This window comes from Gammaproteobacteria bacterium (assembly GCA_019911805.1).
In the GTDB taxonomy this organism is placed as follows: Bacteria; Pseudomonadota; Gammaproteobacteria; order Thiohalobacterales; family Thiohalobacteraceae; genus JAHJQQ01.
In genome coordinates this window covers 1-26,363 of record JAIOJV010000042.1, presented here as the reverse complement: position 1 = coordinate 26,363, position 26,363 = coordinate 1, and the positions used below count along the sequence as shown (strand labels likewise).

General features: G+C 65.2%; 25 protein-coding genes. 8 read left to right on the top strand and 17 right to left on the bottom strand.

The genetic code is table 11. The features are described 5' to 3' along the window. Positions 1-249 precede the first annotated feature (249 nt). On the top strand, positions 250-612 hold the full coding sequence (locus K8I04_04155; GenBank protein MBZ0070908.1) for an HU family DNA-binding protein: 363 nt from the start codon (positions 250-252) through the stop codon (positions 610-612). Positions 613-721: 109 nt separating this feature from the next. On the opposite strand, the gene K8I04_04150 is transcribed toward K8I04_04155, so the two are convergent. From K8I04_04150 to K8I04_04130, 5 genes are all read right to left on the bottom strand, one after another. Continuing rightward, positions 722-1,186: a TerB family tellurite resistance protein gene (locus K8I04_04150; protein MBZ0070907.1), complete on the bottom strand. Its 465-nt coding sequence runs from the start codon at positions 1,184-1,186 to the stop codon at positions 722-724. 163 nt (positions 1,187-1,349) lie between these two features. Beyond that, positions 1,350-2,879 carry a S8 family peptidase gene (locus tag K8I04_04145; GenBank protein MBZ0070906.1) on the bottom strand — a complete coding sequence of 510 codons (1,530 nt, stop codon included), beginning with the start codon at positions 2,877-2,879 and terminating at the stop codon, positions 1,350-1,352. 140 nt (positions 2,880-3,019) lie between these two features. Continuing rightward, the gene (locus K8I04_04140; protein ID MBZ0070905.1) at positions 3,020-3,715 is read right to left on the bottom strand and encodes a general secretion pathway protein GspB; all 696 of its coding nucleotides are present in this window, start codon (positions 3,713-3,715) and stop codon (positions 3,020-3,022) included. A gap of 3 nt (positions 3,716-3,718) precedes the next feature. After that, entirely contained in the window at positions 3,719-5,485 is a 1,767-nt protein-coding gene (locus K8I04_04135; GenBank protein ID MBZ0070904.1) for an AAA family ATPase, read from the bottom strand. Between the two features lie 303 nt (positions 5,486-5,788). Next, a complete protein-coding gene (locus K8I04_04130) occupies positions 5,789-6,484 on the bottom strand; it encodes an alpha/beta fold hydrolase (protein ID MBZ0070903.1) in 696 nt (231 codons plus the stop codon). A gap of 296 nt (positions 6,485-6,780) precedes the next feature. Between K8I04_04130 and K8I04_04125 the strand changes: the two genes are divergently transcribed. Continuing rightward, positions 6,781-7,599 (top strand): alpha/beta hydrolase family protein, encoded by an 819-nt coding sequence (locus tag K8I04_04125; GenBank protein MBZ0070902.1) that lies wholly within the window; start codon positions 6,781-6,783, stop codon positions 7,597-7,599. 36 nt (positions 7,600-7,635) lie between these two features. Here the strand turns inward: K8I04_04125 and K8I04_04120 are convergent, their stop codons facing one another. From K8I04_04120 to K8I04_04110, 3 genes are all read right to left on the bottom strand, one after another. Then, the gene (locus K8I04_04120; GenBank protein MBZ0070901.1) at positions 7,636-7,860 is read right to left on the bottom strand and encodes a hypothetical protein; all 225 of its coding nucleotides are present in this window, start codon (positions 7,858-7,860) and stop codon (positions 7,636-7,638) included. A 118-nt stretch (positions 7,861-7,978) separates the two neighbouring features. After that, positions 7,979-8,683, bottom strand: a complete 705-nt coding sequence (locus K8I04_04115) for an NrdJb (protein MBZ0070900.1) — start codon at positions 8,681-8,683, stop codon at positions 7,979-7,981. 134 nt (positions 8,684-8,817) lie between these two features. Further along, positions 8,818-10,971: an adenosylcobalamin-dependent ribonucleoside-diphosphate reductase gene (locus K8I04_04110; GenBank protein ID MBZ0070899.1), complete on the bottom strand. Its 2,154-nt coding sequence runs from the start codon at positions 10,969-10,971 to the stop codon at positions 8,818-8,820. Positions 10,972-11,603: 632 nt separating this feature from the next. On the opposite strand from K8I04_04110, the gene K8I04_04105 reads away from it, so the two are divergent. The 6 genes from K8I04_04105 to K8I04_04080 all read left to right on the top strand — a co-directional run bounded on the left by K8I04_04105 (position 11,604) and on the right by K8I04_04080 (position 15,981). Then, positions 11,604-12,050: an Hsp20/alpha crystallin family protein gene (locus K8I04_04105; protein MBZ0070898.1), complete on the top strand. Its 447-nt coding sequence runs from the start codon at positions 11,604-11,606 to the stop codon at positions 12,048-12,050. 66 nt (positions 12,051-12,116) lie between these two features. Beyond that, a complete protein-coding gene (locus K8I04_04100; GenBank protein ID MBZ0070897.1) occupies positions 12,117-13,091 on the top strand; it encodes a DnaJ domain-containing protein in 975 nt (324 codons plus the stop codon). Continuing rightward, a complete protein-coding gene (locus K8I04_04095) occupies positions 13,078-13,401 on the top strand; it encodes a chaperone modulator CbpM (GenBank protein ID MBZ0070896.1) in 324 nt (107 codons plus the stop codon). The genes K8I04_04100 and K8I04_04095 overlap by 14 nt, the downstream gene beginning before the upstream one ends. Positions 13,402-13,469: 68 nt before the next feature. Then, positions 13,470-13,982, top strand: a complete 513-nt coding sequence (locus K8I04_04090) for an Hsp20/alpha crystallin family protein (protein MBZ0070895.1) — start codon at positions 13,470-13,472, stop codon at positions 13,980-13,982. Between the two features lie 26 nt (positions 13,983-14,008). After that, on the top strand, positions 14,009-15,391 hold the full coding sequence (locus tag K8I04_04085; GenBank protein ID MBZ0070894.1) for a DegQ family serine endoprotease: 1,383 nt from the start codon (positions 14,009-14,011) through the stop codon (positions 15,389-15,391). 143 nt (positions 15,392-15,534) lie between these two features. Beyond that, a complete protein-coding gene (locus tag K8I04_04080) occupies positions 15,535-15,981 on the top strand; it encodes a ligand-binding protein SH3 (GenBank protein ID MBZ0070893.1) in 447 nt (148 codons plus the stop codon). A 473-nt stretch (positions 15,982-16,454) separates the two neighbouring features. Here K8I04_04080 and K8I04_04075 read toward each other — a convergent pair whose 3' ends face one another. The 9 genes from K8I04_04075 to K8I04_04035 all read right to left on the bottom strand — a co-directional run bounded on the left by K8I04_04075 (position 16,455) and on the right by K8I04_04035 (position 26,276). Continuing rightward, positions 16,455-17,219: a hypothetical protein gene (locus K8I04_04075; protein ID MBZ0070892.1), complete on the bottom strand. Its 765-nt coding sequence runs from the start codon at positions 17,217-17,219 to the stop codon at positions 16,455-16,457. 25 nt (positions 17,220-17,244) lie between these two features. Then, a complete protein-coding gene (locus tag K8I04_04070) occupies positions 17,245-18,642 on the bottom strand; it encodes a sigma-54 dependent transcriptional regulator (GenBank protein ID MBZ0070891.1) in 1,398 nt (465 codons plus the stop codon). Positions 18,643-18,835: 193 nt separating this feature from the next. Continuing rightward, positions 18,836-20,299: a PAS domain S-box protein gene (locus K8I04_04065; GenBank protein ID MBZ0070890.1), complete on the bottom strand. Its 1,464-nt coding sequence runs from the start codon at positions 20,297-20,299 to the stop codon at positions 18,836-18,838. 104 nt (positions 20,300-20,403) lie between these two features. After that, on the bottom strand, positions 20,404-21,579 hold the full coding sequence (locus K8I04_04060) for an OprO/OprP family phosphate-selective porin (protein ID MBZ0070889.1): 1,176 nt from the start codon (positions 21,577-21,579) through the stop codon (positions 20,404-20,406). Between the two features lie 4 nt (positions 21,580-21,583). Further along, positions 21,584-22,147: a hypothetical protein gene (locus K8I04_04055; protein ID MBZ0070888.1), complete on the bottom strand. Its 564-nt coding sequence runs from the start codon at positions 22,145-22,147 to the stop codon at positions 21,584-21,586. Between the two features lie 25 nt (positions 22,148-22,172). Next, entirely contained in the window at positions 22,173-22,460 is a 288-nt protein-coding gene (locus K8I04_04050) for a hypothetical protein (protein ID MBZ0070887.1), read from the bottom strand. Between the two features lie 136 nt (positions 22,461-22,596). Further along, entirely contained in the window at positions 22,597-23,853 is a 1,257-nt protein-coding gene (locus tag K8I04_04045) for a cytochrome c family protein (GenBank protein MBZ0070886.1), read from the bottom strand. Positions 23,854-24,372: 519 nt separating this feature from the next. Next, on the bottom strand, positions 24,373-25,692 hold the full coding sequence (locus K8I04_04040) for a sulfurtransferase (protein MBZ0070885.1): 1,320 nt from the start codon (positions 25,690-25,692) through the stop codon (positions 24,373-24,375). A 371-nt stretch (positions 25,693-26,063) separates the two neighbouring features. Beyond that, positions 26,064-26,276: a hypothetical protein gene (locus K8I04_04035; protein MBZ0070884.1), complete on the bottom strand. Its 213-nt coding sequence runs from the start codon at positions 26,274-26,276 to the stop codon at positions 26,064-26,066. Positions 26,277-26,363 lie beyond the last annotated feature (87 nt).

Here is a 26,363-nt window from a genome sequence, read left to right as displayed (position 1 = left end):
CGATGCACGGTGCGTGACGACCGATCGACGCAGGAGAATCGACGCCGGAGAATCGGCCGTGGACACCGCCCGATCAGTCGTGCCGTCACGGTCAGGGGCACACCGCCTCGGAAAAATACGCCCCCGGCACGATGAGGCGACGATAAAATACTGCTATTCCAGACTCAAAAGCCTTCCACCGAAAATTTATTGTGCTATCTTATGCGGCGTTGCAAACCCTATGCTGGAAACATACGAGGAGCGTATTGAATGGCTGCGAAGAAGAAAGCTGCTGGTAAGACCGCCAAGAAGAGTGCCGCCAAGGCATCCAACAAACCCACCACCAAATCCGAAACCCTGAGCTACATCGCCGATCAGACCGGCCTGACCAAGAAGGATGTCGGCACCGTATTCGACACCCTGAGCGGGCTCATCAAGCGCGATCTGAAGAAGAACGGCCCGGGCGTGTTCTCCGTCCCCGGCCTGATGAAGATCAAGGTCGTGCGCAAGCCGGCGACCAAGGCGCGCAAGGGCATCAACCCGTTCACCGGGGAAGAGACCATGTTCAAGGCCAAGCCGGCCCGCAACGTGGTCAAGATCGCTGCCCTGAAGGGTCTCAAGGATATGGTCTGAGCCGGAGTCCGGCGACGACACGACGGCGCAGGGATGCGCAGGTATTGCGGGGCGGGAGAACTGCGTGGCTCTCCCGTCCTGATTTCAACTCAGTCCGCGCCGCGCCGCATCAGGCACCCTGCACGTCCAGCACCCGCTGTTTCGCCTGCATGAGCTGGCGGTGGCTGAGATGCAGCAGATCGGCGATCCGGCGCACCAGATACTCCTCGTACTTATCCAGCGCACCATCGATGTAGGCGACCCGCCACAGCATCTCGACCACCCGGAGTTTCTCGCCCGGATCGAGCAGCGTGTCGATCACACGGGTGTATTCGAACAGCGATACCGACGCCCGCATCTCCTGGGCGCCCAGGTCGGCAAGACGCTGCGCCTCGGTCGCCGTCAGCCGGAACTCGGCCCTGAGCAGGTCGAGAACGTATTCGCGCTCCTCCGGCCGCGCCTCGAAATCGGCGTTGACCATCTCCATGAGCAGCACCGCGGTCGCGAGATGCAGGCGATGCTCCTGTGATTCGGCGCTCGGCTGGGTACCCGGCGAGAGAAACTCGTCGATGAATCCTTGCAGTGCTTTCAACATGGCCATACCTGATGAATAGCTTCGACTCCGCACACCCCTGCCAGTCTTGGTCACGACCCGGTTCAGTCACGACAGGCGGGGTTGTCGGGTGCGCGGCGGGCCCGATCCAAACCCGGCCCACACCCGCCCCCCACCTGATCGAGGTGCCGGCTTCCGTTTGACCTCATCTTGCACGACGAATTCCGTGAAAATCACCCGCGACGCACTGATGTCCAGTGTCGAGGCCTCTCAAATTTTCTCTGCGCCTACACCACATCCGCGACACGCTTAAACACAGAAGTACGAGCCCCAGCGCAATGTCGCGCTCCAACGGGACTCCGGAGGAGGCCCCGCGACCGCTGCGCAGCGCGCAGCCACCACCGCCACCCCCGCTGCCGGCAGCCGTGCCGGAGGTGTCGGGAGTGAACACCGCCGTCCCCGCCAATCTCACCGCCTCGGCCGCATCGAGGATGCCCGCACCGCACAGACCGGAGAGGCAGCCACCGGCGGGATAGGGCTGCGCGGACTGCTGCAGCAGCGCACGGGTATCGGCGGGGCTCAAGGTCGGCCGCGCCGAGAGCATCAGGGAAACGGCCGCCGAGACCTGGGCGGTGGCCATACTCGTCCCGATCAGGCTTTGGTAGTCGTCTCCGCCCGGCGACGGCAGCGGGGCGGCCGTGCCCACATTCGAGAGCGAATAGATCCCGACAGGCCCGCTGCCACCGGGCGCACTGAGCAGCACCCGGCTGCCGACGTTCGAGTAGGAAGGCACCGCACCGCCGCGATCGGTGGCGGCGACCGTGATGACATTGTTGCAGCCGGCGGGGACGACATTGGCGACATCGATACCGTCATTGTTCCCGGCCGCCACCACCACCACGGCACCGGCGGCAACGACCCGGTCGATGGCATCCTGAACGGCCGGCGTACAGGTGCCGGGTGCGCCAAAGCTGAGATTGATGACCCGCGCCGGCGTCGGATTGATTTCAAGCTTGTCCACCGGCAGGCCGGCGGCCCAGAGGAGGGCGGGAATGATGTCGCTGAAGAGCCCGCCGCATTTGCCCAGCACCCGCACCGGCAGCAGGCGCGAGGCATGATTGATCCCGGCGATACCGACAGCGTTGTCAGTGGCCGCCAGCATCACGCCGGCGAGGTGCAGGCCGTGCCAGGAGCTCGGCTGATCCTTGGAGGGGCTCCCGTCGGGACAGGTCCCGGCGGTGACAGCGTCGCCGGGATCGCTCGGGTCAGCGTCCCAACCGTCGCCGTCATTCGAATAGCGCGTGTCGGTGATGAAATCCCGACCCGGCAGCACCCGCGACCCGTCCAGATCCGCATGCCGGAGAATGCCGGTGTCGAGCAGCGCGATCACCAGGCCGGCAGCGCCGCGTTCCTGATCCCAGGCCGCCGGCGCGCGGATGCCGTAGGTGTCCCAGAGATTCCATTGCTGCATGTGATAGGCGGCATCGTTGGGCACCAGCTGCGGGCGGACACGGCGGTCTGCCTCGATGTAGACCACCTCCGGCTGCGTATGCAGGCGTTCGATGCTGCGCTCGACGACCGCCCCGGCAACCGCCGCCTCGAACCGGAGTGTCACCAGCGCCGGCCCCAGTTCCCGCTCGAAGGCCAGCCCGGAGATGCCGGCGGCACGCAGCACCTCCTTGGTCCGGCGCTCCACACCCACGGTGGCGGACGGCGGGACATCGACCAGACGCATGATCAATCGCTGCGGCGGCTCCCCCGCGGCCGCGCCGTGCGCTGCGCACAGCAGCAGCGCTCCGACTAGAAACCACAGCCACGCGAGGCCGGCGCGAGGGGGACTACGATCACGGGATACTGATGCTGAGAAAGGAGACACTATGGACGATCCACCCGGTAACGCTGCCCCTGATAGGACAGCACGACACCCTCGGCGAGAATGGCGTCAAGGGTCACACCTTGATCGAGCCGATCTCCCTCCTGGTACTTCTTCAGATTGACCAGCACGAAGCGCCGGGACGGTTCCTGTGCGAACACATGGACGTCGAAGCGCGGTACCGGCAGCCGGCTGCGCTCCTCCACCGGCAGGTCCTGCCAGCGCGGCGTCGTCGCGCGCCAGTCGGAGGGGCTGCGTGCGGCTGTCACCGGGCGCTCCTCCGGCGCAGGTACTGCAGCGACACGCGCGGTCGACCCCGGATCGATGGGTGCGCTGGCCGTGATGGACGGCGCGGCGGATGCTGCCGGCTCGATCAGCGCGGGCGCTGCGGCAGCGGCTGCGGGCACAGACGCAGCCGCGGTCGTGGACCCGATCGGCACCGGCGAGACACCCTCGCCGGCCGCGGGCCGGGGGTCGCGTTCGGCCCCCACGACCACTGGCACCGGCGTCTGCCACGGCCGCCAGACCAGCAGACCGATGACCGTGGCATTGAGCAGCAGGATGACGGCCAGCAGCCATGGCCAACGGGCGGTCACGCGTGTCGCCGGCGCCGGTTCCTGCGTCACGGTGAGGTCCGGCACATGGCCGATATGCCGTTCCTGCTCGGATTTTTTCAGTGCCTCGAGAATGTAGGACATGGGTCAGCCGTCCCTCGCCAGCGCAGCGCCCGACAGCCGCGGACCGCCGGACCGCCGGTCGGCGGAATTCAGATGGATCAGGGTCAGGGTACCGACGACGCCGTCCGCCTCGAGCGCGTGGGCGGCCTGGAAGCGCCGGACGCGCTCGGCCAGGGCGGTATCGTAGACATCGGCTGCCCCGGCGCCGCCCGCGGCATCCGGCTGCAGCCGGTCGAGCAGATCGTGCAGCCAGGCCACATCGGCGCCGCGCGCGCCCGTGCGCAGGACCTCGTGCCCGACCGGCGGGCGCCACAAGAGCACGAACTGGCCATGCCAGTACCGTTCGATCCCCGCCAGCGGCGTATGGAGCAGCTCACCGCCGACCTCGATACCGGCCGCATCCGTATCGAGGCTGCGCAGTAACGCGGACACGCGCCGACCGTCGGGCGCGATCATCTGCAGCACGGCCGGACGGTCGAGGCTGCGCAGCTGCGTCCAGTTGCCGGCGCGCACCAGGCAGCGCAGCCCCTGGTGCGCGGCCTGATCGCACGGCTGTAATTGCCCGTCCAGATAGAGCGCGGCATCCCACAACTTGAACAGACCGCTCCACGTCAACAACTCGGAGCTCTCATCGGCCGCGGCGGTCAGCAGTGCAGCGCCCAACGCCGCCACGGGTGGCGGCGACTCCGCGTCCATCGTAGTAGGCGGTGGCAGCAGTTCGGCGTCATCTTGCAGCGGGTCCGGCGACGTTGTCCCAGCGACCGTGCCAAACGCCGCGAGCTTATCGGGCTCACCGGGCTCACCGGGGCCGGCATGGGGGGCATCCGTCGCGGCCGGCCGGGCCTCTTCCGAGGCGACACCGCCGAACGACAAAAGGTCCTGCGGGTGATCGCCCACCCGCCAGCCCAGTACCGCGGCGCCGGCGACGAGCGCCACGCCGGCGACCCAGGGCCAGATGCTCCGCGCACCGTAGCCGGCCTGGACCTCGGGCAATACCTCCCGCGCGGCACGCCGCACCAGCCTGGCATCCACGCGCTGCCGGTCCTCGACATAGGCCCCCAGCAAGGCGCGGTCACAAAGGACATTGATCAGCCGCGGCGTGCCGCCCGACAGGCGCTGCACAGCGTCGATGGCCCCGCGCGTGAACAGGTTACCGTGACCGCCGCTGACCTTCAGACGGTGGGCGATATAGATCTGCGTCTCGGCGCGGCTGAGCGAGCCCAGGTGATAGCGCGCCGTGATGCGCTGGGCGAGTTGACGCAGTTCGTTGCGCGCCAGCAGCGCCTGCAGCTCCGGCTGGCCGATGAGGATGATCTGCAGCAGCTTGGCCTGGGCCGTCTCGAGGTTGGTCAGCAGCCGGATCTGTTCCAGCACCTCGGCGCTCAGGTTCTGCGCCTCGTCGATGACCAGCACGGTGCGACGGCCGGCGGCATGCGCGCGCAGGAGGTGTTCGTTGAGATGGTCCACCAGCACCTTGAGGCTCTGGGTGTCGCGCGGATAGTCGACCTTGAGCTCGTCGCAGACCGCCGCCACCAGCTCCAGGCCGCTGAGTTTGGGATTGAGGATGAGGGCGATGTCGACCGATTGCGGCAACTGTTCGAGCAGCGCGCGGCACAAGGTCGTCTTGCCGGTCCCGACCTCGCCGGTGAGCTGCACGAAACCACCGCCTTCGCCGACACCGTACAACAGGTGCGCGAGCGCCTCGCGGTGACGCTCGCTCAGGAACAAAAACCGGGGATCGGGCGTGATCGAGAACGGCTTTGCATCAAGGCCGAAGTGTCTGCAATACATAGTGGCGCTAACGCTGGGCGGTTCCCTGGATGATCGGATCAGACACATGCCCGGGTCGACGGTGACGCAATCGCCTTGATCGCCGTCGCGCCCCGGCAGGGGCCGGCCAAAAGGATAACAAGAAACTGCGCGCGGTGAGACGAATTCCAAGTAATCCCTGATCAACCCGAAAACCGTGTTGGCCACGAAAGCACACGGAATCCAAAACCCCGCGACACCACTTTCCGTGTGTTTCCGTGGCTAAAACAGCTTTGTCTCGCCGGACATCCCTCCGGACACCCCGGCTGCCGGGCCAGGCGCCACTCAGCTTACGGTGTCGGCGGCACGGATGCGGTCCACGAGGCGGTCACGCAACTGATTGAGCTGGCCGTGGAAGAAATGCCCGATACCCGGCATGCGGATGATGTCGGGCGCGGCGTCCTGGCCTGCCAGCCACTCGAATACGGCCTCGGCCGGCACGATTTCGTCGGCCTCGCCCTGTACCACGATCCAGGGGCAGTCGGGCGGCGTCAGGGTGGAAAAATCGAAGAAGTTCACCGGTGGCGCCACCGTGATCAGTCGCACCAGGGGGAACTCGCGCGCGACCTTCAGGGCCACATAGGCACCGAAAGAGAAGCCGGCCAGCCACAGCGGCTGGCCCGGTCGCAGCCGCTGTGTCCAGGTCAGGACCGCGCGCAGGTCGTCGGCCTCGCCGTCGCCGTTGGCGTAGGCGCCTGCGCTGCCCTCCACACCGCGGAAATTGAAACGTACCGTCGCAACGCCCAGGGCGTTGAGGGTGCGTGACAGATAATCCACCACCTTGTTGTTCAACGTCCCACCGTAGAGCGGGTGCGGGTGACAGACCACCCCGACACCGTGTATGGGCACGCCCTCGGCGGGACAGGCGGTCACACCTTCCAGGGCACCCGCCGGACCGGGAATCCACACAGATTCGCCGACGCAGCTGGTGACGCTCTCGGTACCGTCATACCAGTGGTGGCCGGGCTCGACTATATGCATGATCGGTTACTCCAGGAACGGCATTGGCCACGGAACCCACAGACCAACACGGAAAGAACTCCATACGTAAACCCGGGATCATCACCCGCGGTACAATTTACGGGCCTTATATAATGGCTCTTTTCCCGTGTTGTTCCGTGGCCAGGGAGGGTTTCAGTGAGTGCCATTCGATTCTGTCCATGCGTTCCGTGGCGGGTTTCAAGTTCCGTGGGTCCCGTGGCTGAAATGAATGCCTCAGGGTTACTCGGCCGCAGCGAAGGGCTATAGTCTACCAAACTCACCGCGCAGGACCTCGCATGCCACGCCCGTCCCAGGTCACAGCCCCGTTCATCGCCGCACTCTGTGGAGCCGCGTGGCTGTTGGCCAGCGGTCTGGGGGCGGCGGAATCCGCCGGTGGCGCGGACCGGGACCGGGAGGCGCGCCTCGCCGCGGAGATCGAAGATGCCATCCTGGAGGGCGAGCCCATCTACCTCGAGGCCGGCGGACAGCGCTTCCTTGGCATCCATACCGCCAGCGAGACGGCTGAGCCACACCAGGCCGTGCTGATTCTGCACGGGCGCGGGCTGCACCCGGACTGGCCGAACATCGTGCATCCGCTGCGCACCGCGCTGCCCGCTGACGGCTGGGCCAGCCTCGCCATCCAGCTACCGGTCCTCGGCAAAGACGCCAAGTACTACGATTATGTCGAGATCTTCCCCGAGGCCCTGCCGCGCATCGACGCCGCACTGCAGTATCTGCATGCGCAGGGCGCCACACGCGTCGTCATCATCGCCCACAGTTGCGGTGCACACATGGCCATGCGCTGGATTGCCGAACGCGGCGATGCCGCAATCGACGGCTTCATCGGTATCGGTCTGGGCGCCACCGACTACCGCCAACCCATGCGCCAGCCCTTTCCCCTGGAAGGCATGCACGTACCGGTGCTGGACATCTATGGCAGCGAAGATCATGCGGGGGTACAGCGCATGGCCCCCCGACGTCTCGCTGCACTGCGGTCGGCGGGCAATGTCCACTCGGACCAGCGGCGGGTAGCCGGCGCGGACCATGACTTCCAGGGTGCCGGAGAGCTCCTGCTCACTGAGATTCGGGCCTGGTTGGCGGCCCTGCCGCGCTGACGGCAGCCGTATACCGGGGTGGTCGACCCGCGCGCCCTACAGGTCGCGTGCGTGCCCCTGGCGTTGCAACCGTGGCGAATGCAGGGCCAGGTCGAGGTAATACCAGCCGCGCATATCGACGAACTCGCGCTTGCCGTTGGCGTACTCCAGGACCACGCAGGACACGCGCCTGCCGTTGTACATCAACGCGCGGACCTGGATGAGCTGCCCGACGATATTCGTGTACCAGTAACCGGGTAACGGTGTTTGTTGTAATAGCATCGTATTACCGTCCCAAACAATGGCTTGTGTGATTCTTCGCACGCCGCCGGCACTGCAACGCTCCCCCGCCGCCGGGCCCTGACCCACAATCGTGTCCGAACACCACCCCGCTACGGGCCTAACCGCACTTCGAATCGCCGCAGTTCAGACAGGTCAGGCAGCCGTCCATCTGGATGGCGGCCTTAGTATTGCACTTGGTGCACAGCTGCGCACCTTCCGGAAAGTCGTCCGGGTCCTGGGTCGATGCGGTCTTGACGGTCGCCTCGTATTGGGCGCGCTTTTCGGCCATGAGCTTCTTCTGGTGCTCGTCCAGACCATCGTCCTTGAGCAGACCGATCAAACGCAAGTGACACTCGATGGCATCACCGATCTCCGCGACCAGCGACGGCATGTACTTGCCGCCCCGCTTGAAATAGCCGCCGCGCGGATCGAATACCGAGTGCAGCTCCTCCACCAGGAAGGTCACGTCGCCACCCTTGCGGAAGACCGCCGAGATGATCCGCGTCAGCGCCACGATCCATTGAAAGTGGTCCATGTTCTTCGAGTTGATGAAGATCTCGAACGGGCGGCGCAGCTCATGCTCGGTGCCGGCGTTGAGAATGACGTCATTGATGGTCACGTACAGTGCATGCTCGGACAGTGGCGTCTTGACCTTGTAGGTCGAGCCCAGCAGCATCTCCGGACGCTCGAGCTGCTCAGTCAGATGCACTACGTTGTCTGTGGTGGTGCCCGGCTTCTCCACGCTCGCCGGCTTGGGCACCTCTGTCTTGTCTTCCTTGACGACACTGCAGCCGACGATCTTTTTGTCGATCCTGATGGACATCTGCTACACCTCTGGTGAGTTACAAGATACAAGTGTCAAGATACAAGTGAAAAAACAATCCTCCCCAGGCCGCTGTACCGCGACCGCCATTCCGCAGGGTTTTTACTTGCCGCTTGCCTCTTGTATCTATTTTGTCAGAATTTTCCGTAATACCCTTCCTTTAGGGCATCGTAGAGATTGGCGGCGGTATGCATCTCGCCGTCGTACTCGATCTCCTGGTTACCCTTGACCTCCAGCGTGCTGCCGTCGTCGAGGGTGAACACGTAGGTGGTGTTCTCCAGGTCCTTTTCCTTGACCAGCACGCCCTGGAAGGCCTCGGGGTTGAAACGGAAGGTGGTACAACCCTTCAGACCCTGCTCGTAGGCGTAGAGATAGATATCCTTGAACTGCTCATAGGGATAATCGGTCGGCACGTTCGCCGTCTTGGAGATGCTGGAGTCCACCCACTTCTGCGCCGCCGCCTGGATGTCGACGTGCTGCTCGGGGCTGACGTCCTCGGCCGTGATGAAATAGTCCGGCAGCCGGGTATCGTCCTCTTCGCCGTGCGGCATGGCCTTGGCGTTGATGAGCTCGCGATAGGCCAGCAGTTCATAGGAATAGACCGGCACCTTCTCCTTGCTCTTGCGACCCTCGCGGATCACATTGCGGAAATAGTGGTGCGCGAACGAGGGCTCGATACCGTTGCTGGCGTTGTTGGCCAGTGACAGTGAAATCGTGCCGGTCGGCGCGATGGAGCTGTGATGGGTGAAGCGCGCCCCCACCAGCGCCAGCTCCTCGACCAGGTCGGGCGCGACCTCGGCGACGCGCTGCATGTAGCGGCTGTACTTGGCATGCAGCAGCCGGCCCGGGACGCGATCGCCGACCACCCAACCGTCGACCGTCATGTCCGGACGCCGCCGCAGCATCTCCTCGGTCAGCGTGAACTCCTCTTCCATGATCGGTGCCGCACCCTTTTCCTTGGCCAGGTCCAGCGCGGCGCGCCAGCCCTCGATCGCCATCTCGCGCGCGACGCGCTCGGTGAACTCCAGGGATTCCGGCGCGCCGTACTTCATGCGCAGCATGGTCAGCGTCGAGCCCAGACCCAGGAAGCCCATGCCGTGGCGGCGCTTGCGCAGGATCTCGTCGCGCTGGCCTTCCAGCGGCAGACCGTTGATCTCGACCACGTTGTCGAGCATGCGCGTGAACACCGCGACCACCTTGCGGTATTCCTCCCAGTCGAAGCGCGCCCGCTCGGTGAAGGGCTCGAGTACGAACTTGGTCAGGTTCACCGAACCCAGCAGGCAGGAGCCGTAGGGCGGCAACGGCTGTTCACCACACGGATTGGTTGCGCGGATGTTCTCGCAGAACCAGTTGTTGTTCATCTCGTTGACCTTGTCGATCAGGATGAAACCTGGTTCGGCAAAATCGTAGGTCGAGGCCATGATCACGTCCCACAGGCGCCGCGCGCGGATGCTGCGGTAGACCTTGCAGGCGGTCTGTCCGACGGCATTGGTCACGTAGCCGTCCGCGACCGGCCAGTCGCGCCAGAGCACCTGTTCGGGATCGTCGAGGTCCAGCGGCTCGGCCTCCAGTTCAGCCGGCTTCAATGGAAAAGCGAGCTTCCACTGCGCATCGGCCTTGACCGCCTCCATGAACTCCCGCGAGATCAGCAGGCTCAGATTGAACTGGCGCAGGCGGCCGTCCTCGCGCTTGGCGCGGATGAAATCCATGACGTCCGGGTGACCGATGTCGAAGGTCGCCATCTGCGCGCCGCGGCGGCCGCCGGCGGACGAGACGGTGAAGCACATCTTGTCGTAGATATCCATGAACGACAGCGGACCCGAGGTATAGGCCCCGGCGCCGGCGACGTAGGCACCGCGCGGTCGCAGCGTGGAGAACTCGTAGCCGATACCGCAGCCCGCCTTGAGGGTCAGACCGGCCTCGTGCACCTTCTCCAGGATGTCGTCCATGGAGTCGCGGATGCTGCCGGACACCGTGCAGTTGATGGTCGAGGTCGCCGGCTTGTGTTCCCAGGCACCGGCGTTGGAGATGATGCGGCCGGCCGGGATGGCGCCGCGACGCAGCGCCCAGACGAACTGCTCGTACCAGGTCTCGCGCAGCTCGGGGGTGACCTCGACCTCCGCCAGGGCGCGCGCGACGCGCTTGTAGGTGTCATCGATCACATGGTCGACCGCCTGGCCGGTCTTGGTCGTCAGGCGGTATTTCTTGTCCCAGATGTCCTGGGACGCGGGCTGCAGAGGAATTTCTCTGGCCGTGGTGGCGACGGCCTTGAGGTGTGCGGGCTTCATCGAACCTCCTGGTTCCCTTTTGTTTTCGTTTCGCCCGGGGCGTGCGGCGAAACGGGAGTCGGGTCGGCACCAACATCTCGATCGGGGGTGCCGGGAGACCCAACCGACACACAACATATTGTGTCGTGCCGGTGTAGGTTAGGTGGCCGCAAGTGGACTGTCAATAGGCCGGACGTGTATTTATTATATATATAATTCAATAAGTTAATATCGATGCAGCCGCCCTATACCAGTTTGCAGCGGCCCTGCCAAGCCCTTCATCGTACAGAAGCGAACCACTATATATTGTGGTTCTAATATACCCACCAACGACCTCCGTAAAGCCTTGAAATCTACCATGCCAGCGGATACCAAAACCTGGATGGCGCTTACTGAAACCACCTTGGCCACGGAAGCACACGGGAAAGACTCATTGATAAAGCCCGAAAACCACACCACGAGCGCAGCACCGGGTTTGGTCAGGATTTGTCGGGGTTCAGCCGACCTGCGGCGAGCACAGGTGACCCTGGATGAAGCGTAGTCCCCTCCAGCCGCCGCCTCAACCCCGCCCCTTGATGTTCGCCCGCGCCGCTCCCATATGAGTTGCAGACCGCGCTTCCAGCGAAGCGCCAATCCAACCGAGGACAACGACTATGAGCATGGTCCGTTATGAACCCTGGGGGCTGCTCAATCAGCTCCACAGCGAAATCGATCAGATGTTTTCACCGCAACACCGCCGGGCGGGCGCGGAGGACGGCAGCGTCGCGGCCAGCGACTGGGCGCCGGCCGTCGATATCAAGGAAGAACCCGAGCGCTTCGTCATCCACGCGGACATCCCCGGTGTCGATCCCAAGGACATCGAGGTACGGATGGAGAATGGTATCCTCACCATCCAGGGCGAACGCCTGTCCGAACAGAAGGAAGAGCGCGAAGGCTACAAGCGCATCGAACGGGTGCGCGGCAGTTTCTTCCGCCGCTTCAGCCTGCCGGACAGCGCCAACGCCGAGGCGATCAGCGCCAAGTGCCAGCAGGGTGTGCTGGAGGTGGTGATCCCGAAACAGGAGAAGGTGCAGCCGCGCCGCATCCAGGTCGAGGTCTGAGGGAACCGACCCCGCGCCGGACAGCCCGGCGCGGGGTTACCCGTCTGAACGGCAGATGATCGGACTATGGAATTCAAGGACTATTACGCGAGCCTCGGCGTCGCCAAAGACGCGACTGCGGACGAGATCAAACGCGCCTATCGCAAGCTGGCGCGCAAGTATCATCCGGACGTCAGCAAGGAACCGGATGCGGAGGCCCGCTTCAAGGAGATCAACGAGGCCAACGAGGTCCTGAAGGACCCCGAAAAACGCGCGGCCTACGATCAGCTCGGCAGTCAGTGGCGCAGCGGCCAGGAGTTCCGGCCACCGCCGGACTGGGACGCCGGCTTCGAATTCAGCGGCGGCGGCCCCACCGGTGCCGACGCCCACCAGTTCAGCGATTTCTTCGAGACGTTGTTCGGCATGGGCTCGCCGTTCGCCGGCCATGGCGCGCATCCAGGCCGCCATGGCCGCCATGCCCTGCGCGGCGAAGATCATCATGCGAAGATCCTCATCTCACTGGAGGACAGCTTCAGCGGCGCGCAGCGCAGCATCCAGCTGCAGGCGCCCGCAGTCGATGCGCACGGGCGGGTGAGCCTGCGCCCGCGCACGCTGAATCTGCGCATCCCCAAGGGTATCGGTGCCGGCCAGAAGATCCGCCTGGCCGGCCAGGGCGGGCCCGGCGGCAGCGGCGCAACCGCCGGCGATCTCTATCTCGAAATCGAATTTGAACCTCACCGGCTGTTCCAGGTCGAAGGACGCGACTTGTATCTGAGCTTGCCGCTGGCACCCTGGGAGGCGGCGCTCGGTGCACGCGTCCAGGTCCCGACGCCGGCCGGGCGCGTCGAGGTCAAGGTGCCGGCCGATGCCCAATCGGGCCAGAAGCTGCGCCTCAAGGGCCGTGGCCTGCCGGCGCAACAGCCGGGCGATCTGTTCATCATCCTGAAGCTCGTCAATCCGCCGGCGAGCGACGCCCGCGCACGCGAGCTCTACCAGCGTATGGCGGACGAAGTACGCTTCGATCCGCGCAGCGCCTGGGAGTCGACCGATGCCAAGAACTGATCTGCCGGACATGCTGTTACTGGACCAGCGCCTGGAATTGACGCTGCTCGATCTGAGCGAGGCCTGCGGCCTGCACGCCGAGCGCCTCATCGAGATGGTCGAGGCGGGCGTGCTCGAAGCGCACGGTGCCGCACCCGCTGCCTGGCGCTTCGATGCCATCGCGCTGGAACGCATACGCATCACCCAGCACCTGCAGCGCGATCTCGGCATCGACTTCGCCGGCGCGGCGCTGGCGCTGGATCTGCTCGAGGAGGTACGCACGCTGCGACGTCGCGTGCAGCTGCTGGAACAGTTGTTCGATCCGCTTTGACGCCCCGGGGGCAACCGCCACAGCCGCCCCCTGCGGGCAAACGCTTCACCGCCAGGAGGACTGTCATCATGAGCACCTTTGATACGGTTACGGAGAATCTCGGCCGCGCCTGGGACAACCTTGCCGAGGGTTGGGCCGAGGGCTGGCGTGAGCTGCGCACACGCGCCGGCTCGGCCATCACGCGCTTCAATCCACTCGCCCGGCGCGGCACGCTCGAGACCGCCGAGGAGCAGATCATGCAGCGTGCCCCACGCTGGGGATTCATGGCCGCGGATGTACGCGAAACGGCGACCGAGGTGCACGTGCGCATCGAGGCGCCAGGCATGGAGGCCGATCAATTCGACCTCAGCGTGGACCACGGTGTGCTGCGGGTACGCGGCGAAAAGCATGTGCAGCGTGAATCCCAGGAAGGGCGTTTCCGCGTCCTGGAATGCGCCTACGGCAGCTTCGAACGCACCATCGCCCTGCCTGCCGAGGTCGACGACAGCCGCGCGAAGGCCCGCTACCGGCGTGGTGTGCTGGAGGTGACGCTGCCGCGGACGCGGGCGGCGGGCCGCAACCGCATCGACGTACAGGGATGAGGGCTGCGTCTGTCAGGCCGCAGCGGATGCGCCGCGCCCGCCGGCTGCTTCTGAGTGTGGCGCTGACGTTGATTCCGACCCTCTCCCTGCCACTGGGCGCCACCGCTGCGCTGCCCATGGCCGTGGACGGCCAGCCGCTGCCGACGCTCGCCCCCATGCTGCAGCAGGTCACGCCCGCGGTGGTCAACATCGCCACCGTTGGCCGCGTGCGTATCCAGCAGAATCCGCTGTTGAACGACCCCTTCTTCCGGCGCTTCTTCGAACTCCCCGACCAGCCGCGCGAACGCCAGACCCAGAGTCTCGGCTCGGGCGTGGTGGTCGACGCCGAGCAGGGCTATGTGCTCACCAACCATCATGTCATCGACAAGGCCGAGCAGATCCGCGTCATGCTGAGCGACGGCCGCAGCTTTGAGGCCGAACTGATCGGCACCGATCCGGAGTCCGATGTCGCCGTCATCCACATCCCTCCGGAGCACCTCACCGCCCTGCCGCTGGCGGATTCCGACGCACTGCGGGTGGGCGATTTCGTGGTCGCCATCGGCAATCCCTTCGGCCTCGGCCAGACGGTGACCTCCGGCATCGTCAGCGCCCTGGGCCGCAGTGGCCTCGGTATCGAGGGCTACGAAGACTTCATCCAGACGGACGCCTCCATCAATCCGGGCAACTCCGGCGGTGCACTGGTGAATCTGCGCGGTGAACTGGTCGGGCTGAACACGGCCATCATCGCGCCAGGCGGCGGCAACGTCGGTATCGGCTTCGCCATCCCCGTCAACATGGCGCACGAGATCATGACCCAGCTCATCACCCACGGCGAGGTCAGCCGCGGCCAGCTGGGCATCACCGCCCAGGACCTCACCCCCGAGCTGGCCCAGGCCTTCGGCCTGCAGCCACAGCGCGGGACGGTCGTCGCCGCCGTCACCAAGGACTCGCCGGCCGCGCAGGCCGGCGTCCGTGTCGGCGACGTCATCGTCAGCGTCAACGGCCGCGGCGTGGAATCCGCCGCCGATGTGCGCAACCGCATCGGCCTGTTGCGGGTCGGCGAACGGGTCACGCTCGAGGTCCTGCGTGACGGCACCCGGAAGCGGATCGAGGCCGTCATCAAGGCGCCCGACCTGACCCGGCTGGACGGCAAGACCCTGCACCCGCGCCTGGCCGGCGCGCAGTTTTCTAATATTGAGGAAGGCATGCCGCAGTACGGCCGCGTTCAGGGGGTGTTGCTGGCCGAACTCGATCCCCGCGGGCCGGCGGCCCACACCGGTCTGCAACCGGGTGACGTGGTCGTGTCGATCAACCGCATACCTCTAAGCAATATCAACGAGATGGAAGAAGCCGCCCGGCGCAGCAGGGGCTCCGGTCTGCTGCTCAACGTGCAGCGTGGTGGGGCCGCGATGTTCCTGCTGATCCGCTGAGCAACGGCCCGGGCCGCCGACCCCGGTACCCGCGCATGTCATTAGTTTATTTTATGGGGTCGCTAAAGGTTGACTAAATTGGTCAGATAATCTATATTAGCAACCACTAAACAACCCAACCAGCGACCATAGGAGGCACCATCATGGCTCAACTGATTCCTGGCTTCCCCGGCGACGGCATCGTGACCGTCAACCGTGTCATCCTGAAGGAAGGCTATACCCTCGACGAGCTGCAGGAGCGCGTTGCGGTGCTGTGCGAAAACGTCAAGACCTACCACTCAGAGACCGGCTTCATCGGCGGCTTCGTCTGTCTGAACAGTGGCACCATCTCCAACGAGGGTTCCACGATCGGTCAGGCCGTTGCCAATCCCCTGAAGGACAAGGAGGCGCTGATCATCACCTTCTGGGATACCTTCGAGAACCACGAGAATTCGCACAAGAGCGAGACCTTCCAGCCGCTCTTCAAGCATGTGCTGGAACTGTGCGAGAACGGCAACGAAGAGACCGTCTACACGATGATGTGGTCGGGTAAGGCTTATGATGCCGCGACCGCGAAGGCCGCGCAGGAAGCGAAGCTGAAGTACGCCTGACCTGCTGCACCCCGGGCCAGGGCCCGGAGTGGCAATGACGAGGGGGACAGATTTTCCGATCTGTCCCCCTGTTTGTTTGCGCACCGGGCTGCGGCGTTGCGCAACCACCCTGGAGCGTTCGTTTCAGCTACGCAATCCACGCAGGATTCTTTGTCCTGAAAACCCAGTGGCCACGGAAGCACACGGAAGTACACGGAATGTAAAACCTGCTCCAGACCCGCCTTCCGTGTTTTCCCGTGTGTTTCCGTGGCAATGAAGTTCTTTATCCTGAAAATCCATTTGCCACGGAAACACACGGAAGTACACGGAATATAAAACCCGCCCCATCCCCGCCTTCCGTGTTTTTCCGTGTGCTTCCGTGGCGATGAAATCTTTTATCCTGAAAAGCCATTTCAGTCGCGGCGGTCGTGGTGCGTCAGGCTGCGCCTCGACGCACCCTGCGGGGTGTCGCCTGTGTGAGCGATACGCCGTAGCTACTCGGCGATGCGCAGATCACGCAACGGTCGTGGCGCCGCGTCGCCCGGTCCCTTGACCGCCACCAACAGCCGGCTGTCCGTGGGGCTCGGACCGAAGCCGTCGGAGGACACGACTGTCCACAGGCGCACGCGATGCAGGCCGGGACTCAGGCGCATCTGGCCGCGCTGGGCCCGCCAGCTCGACTGGTCGCGGAACTCGAGTACCGGCTGATCGTCGACCTGCAGCCAGGCGCTCATGCGCGTGGCTACGTTGAGGCCGCCCTCGCGGGCCGGCTTCGGATGCAGGACGAACTCGTACTCGCCCGCCGCCCGCACCGGCAGTTCCCCCTCCAACAGCAAGCCGACATAGCGATAGCTCGCCGGATCGCGATAATTCGAGAACAGGCCGGCGTCCGGCACGTCGTAGGCAGATGGATCGAAGGACAGTTCTTCCGTATCCGAGATCCGCCCCTCCACTGTCGCCGCAGCGGCCGGCGGGCGCTCACCCAGGGGTTCGTTGCGGATGTAGTAGCGGACGTGGGCGCCGTTCTGCACGGGCGCGGCCTCGACATAGGGGACGGCTGCCACGGCGGGCGCAGGCGCGGCGGCAGGTGCCGGTGCCGGCGGCGCGGCCGTCTGCTGCTCGCGCAGCAGTTGCCGCAGCTCCTGGATCTCGTTCTCCAGGCGCTGCAGCCGCTCATCGGCAGTCTCCGCCATCACGGCCGGCAGCTGCAGACCCACCAGCAACGCGACCGCCCAGCCCATCCCACGCACCCGGTCCATGCCCATCGTCACTCCTCGTCGGTTGTCATTCGTCCAGCTGGTAGCGCTTGATCTTGCGCCACAGTGTCGACTTGTCGATCCCCAGGATCTCCGCACTCAGCGCCCGGTCACCATCGGTCTCGCGCAGCGTCTTCTTGATGAAGTACGCCTCGATCTCGTCGAGGCTCTGCGGCGCCATGTAGTCCAGTGCCTTGCCGATCGGCTCACCGCTGTTGGCGATCTCGGGCGGTAGCAGGTCGACATCGATCATGTCGCCCTCGGAGAGGATGATCATACGCTCCAGCGTGTTTTCGAGTTCGCGCACGTTGCCCGGCCACTCATAGCGCATCAGCGCCCCCAGCACGCGCGTGGTCACGCCACGTACCTGCTTGCCCAGGCGGGCCGAGATGCGCGCGGTCAGATGATTCACCAGCAGCGGGATGTCGTCGCGCCGTTCATGTAACGGCGGGATATGGATCTCGATGACCTTGAGGCGGTAATACAGGTCCTCGCGGAACTCACCGGCGGCGATCAGGTCCTGGATGATGCGGTTACTGGCGGCCAGCACGCGTACATCGACGCTGCGCGGCGTAGTGTCGCCCATGCGGTAGAAGGCCCCGTCCTGCAGCACCCGCAGCAGCTTGGCCTGCAGCGACAGCGAGGCATTGTTGACCTCGTCGAGAAGCAGTGTACCGCCGTCGGCGGCCTCGAACAGGCCGGGCTTGTTGCGGTCGGCGCCGGTGAACGCCCCCTTCACATAACCGAACAACTCGCTCTCGATGATATTCTCGGGGATGGCGGCGCAGTTGATGGCGACGAAGCGCTTGTCGCTGCGCTTGCTCTGGGCGTGGATCTGCTGCGCGACCAGCTCCTTGCCACAGCCGCTCTCGCCGGTGATCAGCACGGTGCAGTCGTACGCCGCCGCGGCATCGATCAGCCGGCGCATGTGTACCACCGCCTGCGAGCGCCCGATGAAGCCCTCGCTCTCGCGGATCAGCCGGTTCTGTTCACGCAACTCGCGGTTCTCGCGGCGCAGCTGATAATGCTCCAGGGCACGTTCGGCGACGCAGCGCAGCTCCTCGTTGTCGAACGGCTTGCGGATATAGTCGAAGGCACCGGCCTTGAGCGCCTCCACCGCCGACTCGACGGTGGCGTAGCCGGTGATCATGGCCACCTGGGTAAGGGGGGAGTGCGCCCGGGCGAAGCGCAGCAGCTCCAGGCCATCGATGCGCGGCATGCGCAGATCGGTGACCAGCAGCGCGACATCATGGTTCTCCAGATAGTCGAGCGCATGCTGCGAACTGTCCGCCTGCACCACCTCGACATCGAGTTTCGCGATGACGCTCGCCACCAGTTCGCGCATGGCCGCGTCGTCCTCACAGACCAGCACCAGCGGGCGTGTGCCGCCCGCCACCTTGATCTTTTCGACGGGCGCCGCGCTCATCCTGAACACCCCTTTCCGGCCACGGAAGACACGGACAAAATCTTTTCAGGTACGAAACCCACGCAAGATTTTTTGTCTTGAAAAACCCGTTTCGGCCACGGAAGCACACGGAACAACACGGAAGGCGGGGCTGGGGCGCATTTTACATTCCGTGTCCTTCCGTGTGCTTCCGTGGCGAATACGGTTTTTGAGCTCATTGCAGTGCCGCCTCCGCCCGCACATGGGGAAGCTCGACGACGAAACGCGCGCCGCCCTCGAAATCGCCGTCATAGCGGATGGACGCGCCGCGCCGGATCAGCATGGCGTGGCAGATGGCCAGTCCCAGGCCGGTGCCGCTGCCCACGTCCTTGGTAGTGAAAAAGGGATCAAAGATGCGGCCGCGGATGTCGCGCGGAATGCCGGGGCCGTTGTCCTCGACGCTCATGACCACCCGCCCCTGGTCGCCCAGGCGCGTGCGTATGGCGATGGCCGGACCGGGACGTCCCGCCAGCGCCTGGATGGAATTCGACAGCAGATTCACCAGCACGATCTCCAGCTGCCCGCAGCCTCCCTCGACGAGCGGCTCGCCCGGCAGCAGATCCAGTTCGATCTCGATGTTGTAGCGCTTCATCCGGCAGCTGACGAAGGTCTCGATGACGCTGCGGATGGTGCTGTTGATGTCGCACACCTCCTTGGTGCACTTGTCGCGGCTGCGCGCATAGTGCAGGAGATCGTCGATGATGCGCGAGCAGCGGCGCGCCTCGTCGCAGATGACGCGGGTCCATTCGAGGAGCTTCTGCTCGTCGCCGACGGCATCGCGCAGCAGCTGGGCGTAGCCGAGGATACTGCCCAGCGGCGTGTTCAGCTCGTGCGCCACGCCGGCCGCCAGCTCGCCCATGGCGACCAGCTTCTCCTGGTTGTAGACGTTCTCCTGCAGGCGCTTGTACTCGCTGATGTCCTGCAGGGTGATGACCGCGCCCATGTCGGCGCCGGTCTGGGTGATGAACGACAGGTTCAGCGACAGGTTCCGCAGCGCGCCGCCGACGCGGGTCTCGATCTCCTGGTTGGCGATGCGGCGCTTGTACAGGAAGGCGTCGCGCAGCAGATCGCGGTCGGTCTCGGACAGCGTCAGCAGGTCGAACAGGCTGCGCCCCACCAGCTCGTCCTCGGTCATGCCGAACATGGATTCGGCCAGCGAGTTGACGGCATTGACGCACAGGTCGTCGTCCACGCTCAACAGCGTTCCCGGCAGGCTCTGCAGGATCGCGTTGATGCGGTTGCGCTCCGTCAGCACGCGGTTCTGGCACTCCTCGACGGTGGAAAACACCCGCCGCAGGGCCGACACCATGAGGTTGTAGTCGCCGACGAACTGGCGCAGGTAGGGGTCCCGCAGCTGGCCGACATCGACCTGCTGCAACGTGCCTTCCTGCGCATCCAGCATGTTGGCGTGCATGGCCGTCAGCACCTGGCGGTAGCGGACCATGCGGTAGGTGAGGAACAGCAGGCCGAACAGCAGCAGTGCGACCGGCACGATGACCACCACCAGAGGCAGCTGCACGGCGCCGCCCGAATGGAACAGCAGCAGCGCGGCGACCACCAGGCCGGCCGCGCCCACCAGCCAGCCCAGCGCGCAGTCGATACGCGCCCGCCGCTCGCCGGAGGCATTGCCGCTATGCATGACCGTTGAAATGGCGCACCTCCGCTGACAGCACGGCAGCCGGCCGCGCGCGGCGGCCGGCTGCCCCATCGATCATGCCGTCCCTGGCGATGGATGCGTCGTCGTCAGAAGATCAGCTGCAGCCCCAGGGTGGCCTGGTCGTAGTCGCGCAGCGACTGGATGGTCGGATGCTGGCGGTCGAATTCGACCGTCGCATACTCGAAGGTCACCTTCAGCTGCTGACCGTTGATGTAGTAGTTGGCGCCGACGCTCTTCCACTTGTTGTCGTAGAAGCCGTCGTCGATGCCGTAGTCCAGATCCTCGTAGCGGGCGAAGAACTGCAGGCGGCCGAGGCCCACCTTGTTGGGAAGCAGGTAGCCGAACTTCGCGTAATAGCCTTCCAGCTCTGTGGTCACCGGCAGCAGCGGATCGGGATCCGCGTTGATGGCGTCATCGACGCTGTAGTCCATCTTCGCCGCCGAGGCCGTGAACGTGCCCGCGGTCGTAGGATACTCGAAGAACGCGTCGGCGGTCCATGCGGTGTAGTCGCGCGAATCCCGGCGGTTGGTGAAATCCGCGTAGGCGACGTCGGCCTGGTAGTCGTAGGCCGCCCCGACGGTGAAGACCTTGCGGGTGCCCAGGTAGGTGCCGCGGTAACCGTAGTCGAATTCCGGCTCCAGCAGCGACACATGGGCGCGCGCGGTCAGGCGCGGGGAATCCTTCACCACTTCGTCGGCCTCGCGGCCGTCGGAGGCCATCAGGCGGTACTGGAACATGCCGTCGGCCAGGTTGCCCCACATGGCCACGCCGGTGTCGCGGGTACCGCCGAAGGGCGTGTAGGCGATGGTCTCGGCACGGTCCAGGGTCAGCGGCTCCAGGCAGGCCTCGAGATTCTCGCGGGTGAAGGTGTTCTTGAAGCGGCCGGCGATGAAGCGCAGGCTGTCGGTCCAGTCGAAGGTCACGTAAGCGTCGCGGTAGTAGACGTTGCGGTCGTCCTGGCCCGCGCGGCTGTCGCTGCCCGCCTCGAGCTGGGCGTAGAAGCCGACGTAGTCGTTGTACTGTCCCGACAGCGTGATGCGGTTGCGGCGCAGGAAGAAGTCCGTGGTCTGGCCGGAATCGTTCGCCGAGGTGTAGTCGCGGCCCTGCGCCCAGATCTGCACGGCGTAGTTCAGCGTCACGAAACCCTCGTCGCCGTAGTTGATGGTCGGGCCGGCGTGCGCGCCGCCCGCGGCGGCGGCCGCCGCGACGGCCAGCGGCAGGATACGGCGGTGGATGCGGCGATCGGATGTTGTGCTTGTCATGTGTTCACTCCCCCGTGGTGTTCGACAGCTTCTGGTAAGCATCGACCATGCTCTGGGCGTCGCCCGAGGTATGGCAGCTGAAGCAGGTCGTCTCCGGCTTGCCGCGCGGGTTGGCCACCAGTCCCGAGTGGGCGATGTCCTGCTTCATAAGGCGCGGATTGCCCTGGTGGCAGCCCACGCAGGAACCGTTGACGCTCTTGTGGTCGACGTGCCAGGGATTCTTGGCGGCGTCGGTGGCGGGCGCCTCGGCGCGCTTGCCGTTGTGGCACTTGAAGCAGGAGGAGGCCCCCAGGCCGCAGGCGTTGGCCACGCGGATGGGCAGGCCGTTGATCACGTGCTCGTGGATGTCCGCCAGCATCTCGTCGCCCCAGGCGTAGGTCGCGTCCCCGGAGACCCGATCACCCGCCCGATCACCCCCCGGGCCACTCATGGCCACGGCCGGATCGGTCGTGTCGTAACCGGCATTGGTCAGGTAGGACCACGCGGTACCGCCCAGCACCGTGACGGTCGCCAGGACCGCCAACAGACGCAACTGCCGGATGATGCCGGTCCACATTGTTTTCAACATAACGTTCTCCTCCTGCTTGAAAGACTCACTGATCCTGGATGATGGTCCGCAGCCCGGCCGTGGGATCCTTGCGCTGCTGCTCCCCGGCCTGGATGTCCGCCTCGCTCAAGCCCCCGGCGCACATGCAGATGGGGCCGCCCGAGCGGAACTTCAGACGTGAGGAGCGCGGTGGCTGTGCCGATGTCTGCGATGCCGCCGGCGACGGCTCGGCCCCCGCGGCCGGCGCGGCGCGGGATTCGGCCACCATGGCGGACAAACCCGCCAGCAGCACTGCCGCCATCATCGCCTTCGCCGTTGCACCGCTGATTCGCACGATCCAACCCTCCCTCTCACGCAGGGTATCATGCAGGTTGCGCGCCATCCACGTTAACGTATTGTATATACACATTTTTATATTGATTTGAGGGGGCGCCACAGATTGCATATCAGGGAACGGTGCGCCGCACGTCTCAATTTGCAATCGCCATCAGTGGCAGCCGCTCGCTCAGCGCCGTATAGCGTGTGGCACGCGCCTCGACCAGCGCCGTCTCCAGCACCCCGCGGGTCAGGGCATCGAGGCGCGCGCCACTGTCACGCAACACACTGGCGAACACGCGCTCGTAATGCTCGCGCGGCGCGACCTCGATGCGCAGTTCGATCTGCCAGCCGTCTTCCGACGGCGTCGCCAGTTCCGCCTCGAGCACCCGCTCGGCATCGGGTGCCAGCCGCGTGTCGCTACGCTCCTCGGTGAGCCAGACATCGGCCTCGCGCCCGATCACGGCCTCGGCCAGCCGGGCCTGTTCCTTGCCGGCAGCGTCGACCACAACCAGCCGCAGCCAGACACGGGGCACGAGGTAGGTCGGGAAATAGTGACCGGCACCGCTGTTGCGCACCACGGCACGCGCCCGCAGCCGGCCCGCGGCGGCGGGCTCCACCGACAGCTCGGTGGTCAGCGCCTGGCGCACCATATCGGCATCGTGGATACCGCGCCACAGATGCCGCCGGTCCGGCATGTGGCAGGATTGGCAGGCGCGACCCTCGGCGGCGTGGCGTGAGGCCTGCCATTCGTTCAGGGTGTTCTCCAGCAGTTTGCCGTTGAGCGCCGGGCCGCCCTCGGGGAACTGATGGCAGGTGGCGCAGAAGCGACTGTCGGTGAAGGCGGTCGCCGCGTGATAGCCGGCGTGCGGCAGCCCCGGTGTATCGCCGGCCGGCTTGCCCGGCCCGGGTGGCGGGCCGTAACGCTCGTGCGCCCGCACATGACAGGCGGCACATACCAGACCCTGCCGGTGCAGATCCGGCGGCACGTAGGCGGGTGGCGGGGCGGGCGGCGCACCCGCCCAGTTCAATTCCTGCGCCAGCAGGGCCCGCTGCTCGGCGAGCGGTGCATGACAATCGAGGCAGCGCGCCATCTCCGCCGCCGACTGTACGCGGGCCTGCCAGAGGATGCCGGCACCCATGGTCTGGTGGTGCAGGCTGGTGCTCCAGTCGCGGTACTGATCGGCATGGCATTCGGCACAGGCCTGCGGCGCCAGCGAGGCCTCCAGAGTCGTGAAGTGTGCGGGCGGCGTGCCCTGGGCGGCGATCGGCATGGCCCAGTGGCGCGCGAGGAAGGCCGCCACCGGATCCTCCGGTACCGGCGCCACCGCGCGCCACAACCACCAGCCTGCCCCGGCCAGCAGGGCGCACAGCAGCAGCAGAATGATCCGGCGGGTCGTGGCAGTGGTCATGGCAGGTTCCAAGCGCACCGTCTACCCGTCACGCGTGCAAGGTGCAGACCGCGACAAACCCATGGTGCTACGGAAGACACACACTGGAATGCCCCTGAAAAAACCATTTTGACCACGGAAGCACACGGAAGCACACAGCAGGCGAGACTGCGGCGGGGTTTGTATTCTGTGTGCTTCCATGTGTTTCCGTGGCAGATTGCAGGTTTCATGGGCTCCGTGACCATGCTCACGAGTGTGTCCGACCACTGGGCCGGACCCGATCGATCCGCCGCAAGGTTACCGGACCGCAAGGCAGATCGCCATGGAAGCACACGGACCTCCAAGCCCCGCACGTCACCCCCTTCCATGTTCTTCCGTGTGTTTCCGTGGCCAATGAATTAGGTTATGTAGCGGTGCTGTGGCCACCGGTCACGCGGCACGCGCGCCTCCTTGACAAAAAAAACCCGGCCGTGGGAGCGGCCGGGGACGTGTGGATCACGACGTCAAAGGTTGCCCGGAAAGGGACCGGGCAAGGAGGAGTCAACCACCACAGGGGCTGGGAGGCAGCAGTCCGCCGCCACCACCACCGCTGCCGCCACTCGTGGCGCCGGTCTTGTAGGCCTTGTCCGCGTCGATGATGGCGTTGGTGACGCGATAGCGAGGTGCGTCATAATACGCGTCATCGATGATGCGTGGGTCGATCGTCGCGGTACTGAGGGTGAACACGGAACGTGCCAATGTGTCGGTCCGCCAGGGAGAATCTACCGGCAGGATGAATTCCCCGAACTTGTCTTGGATGTGCGTCATGGCATTCCACTCGACCATGGCGCCGTCGTAGAAGCGCGTCGGGATGCCGAGGATCACACCCGCTACGGTACCGGTCAGCATCGCGCGGAAGGTCGTCTCGCAATAGGTGATGATCGTGCCGGACCGGTAGGCATTACCGGGCCCGACCGGGACCGCAGCCCCGCCCACATCGGTCTTGAACTGAGAGGTGGCGCCTGCGGGGAGTTCACCATTCAGATAAGCGGCGAGGGTTGCCTTGTCTTTGTAACGCCCGATTGCATCGACCATTTCCGTATGCTCGAGCAGCAGGGCACCGTTCGGGTGCCCAGCCCTTGAACCATTATTCTGGAAGCCGGTCCCGAGGTATTGCGCATTATTGCGTGCATCCCACAGCAAGGCCGATGCGCGTCCCTCGACCACATCGATCACATCACTCATGGTCGCCTGCAGCACGGTGTTGTCCTGCGGCAGACTGCGTACCGAGACACGACCCGAGCGCGGCAGACAGTTGGGAGCCGGTGGAGTCCCCAGCATGGTGTTCTCGTCGCAGGTCGCCGTCGGGCCGACATAACCGAGCATTACCCCGGTACCCGCATTGGCTGCACCGCCGTTGAGCTGCGCGAGATGTTCCTTGACCACGCCCCAATAGCGCAACATGTACCAGCAGCGGCCCATCGACATCGCGGTGCCGGCGCTTCCAGCACCCATGGCGCACACCAGCATGTCCCGCGTGGGGTCGATGCCGTAGTCGGACAGGAAGGCATCCATCGTGGTGCCGTCCGGCACCATGCTGCGTGTGGTGGTCACACCGTTGCTGCGATCCATCGTCAGTCGCGAGCCGGGCACGCTGTAGGTGAGTACGCCGCCTGCCGGGTTGGGCGTGATGTATTCGCTGCCTGCCGGGCCGTTGTTCACCTGCAGAATGATCAGGCGCCCGGTGATACCTGCCGGCCGGTTGACCTCCCAGTTATCGATCCAGCGCTTGAGCGTCGTACCGGTAATCAGGCCGTTGACGTTGTCGTCGTAATTGTCCGCCGACACCTGCGCGATCTGCGCCGGAGTGTTGATGACGATTGGCGTCGGCGTGCCGCCGGGCGGCGTGACGTAGCCGACGGTGCTGTCTTCCCCACCCCCGCCGCAGCCGGCCAGGCCGACTGCGGCCAATAAGAACACGCCAGCCGTGAAACCGGATTGCGGCCAACGCGAAGCTCTCAACTGTGTGCTCATGTGCTCTCCTCCGCGAGCTGTTGTTCGAATCCGCCACGGGCGCCGACTGAGTCGAGACGCGTGCACGGCCTTAGCACCAGCTGTGATAGCAGTGTTCATGCCATCACAAATAACACTCTAATTACAATTACTTACCAATACAGGCGCCGTGCACGGGCATTGCAGACTACCTGCGGCACAGGGGTGCGGTGGAATTTGCAATGCGCGCCTCATGTGCCTCATGCACCGCGATCGCCGCGCAGGACCACCGGCACGGCGCCGGCCGCGAGGTGGTCAAGCAGCGTGGCAGGGTCGGCATCCAGCTCGAGCGCCTCGACCTCGGCGCCACGCGCGCGCAGGGCGGCCTCCAGCTTCGTCACGTCCAACGCCGGCCCCGCCTTGGCGGGACGTTGGGTGGATGTCACCAACAGTATTTTTCGGGTTTGGGTCATGGTGTGTCCTCATTCGGGATTCGGGATTCGGGATTCGGGATTCGGGATTCGGGATTCGGGATTCGGGATTCGGGATTCGGGATTCGG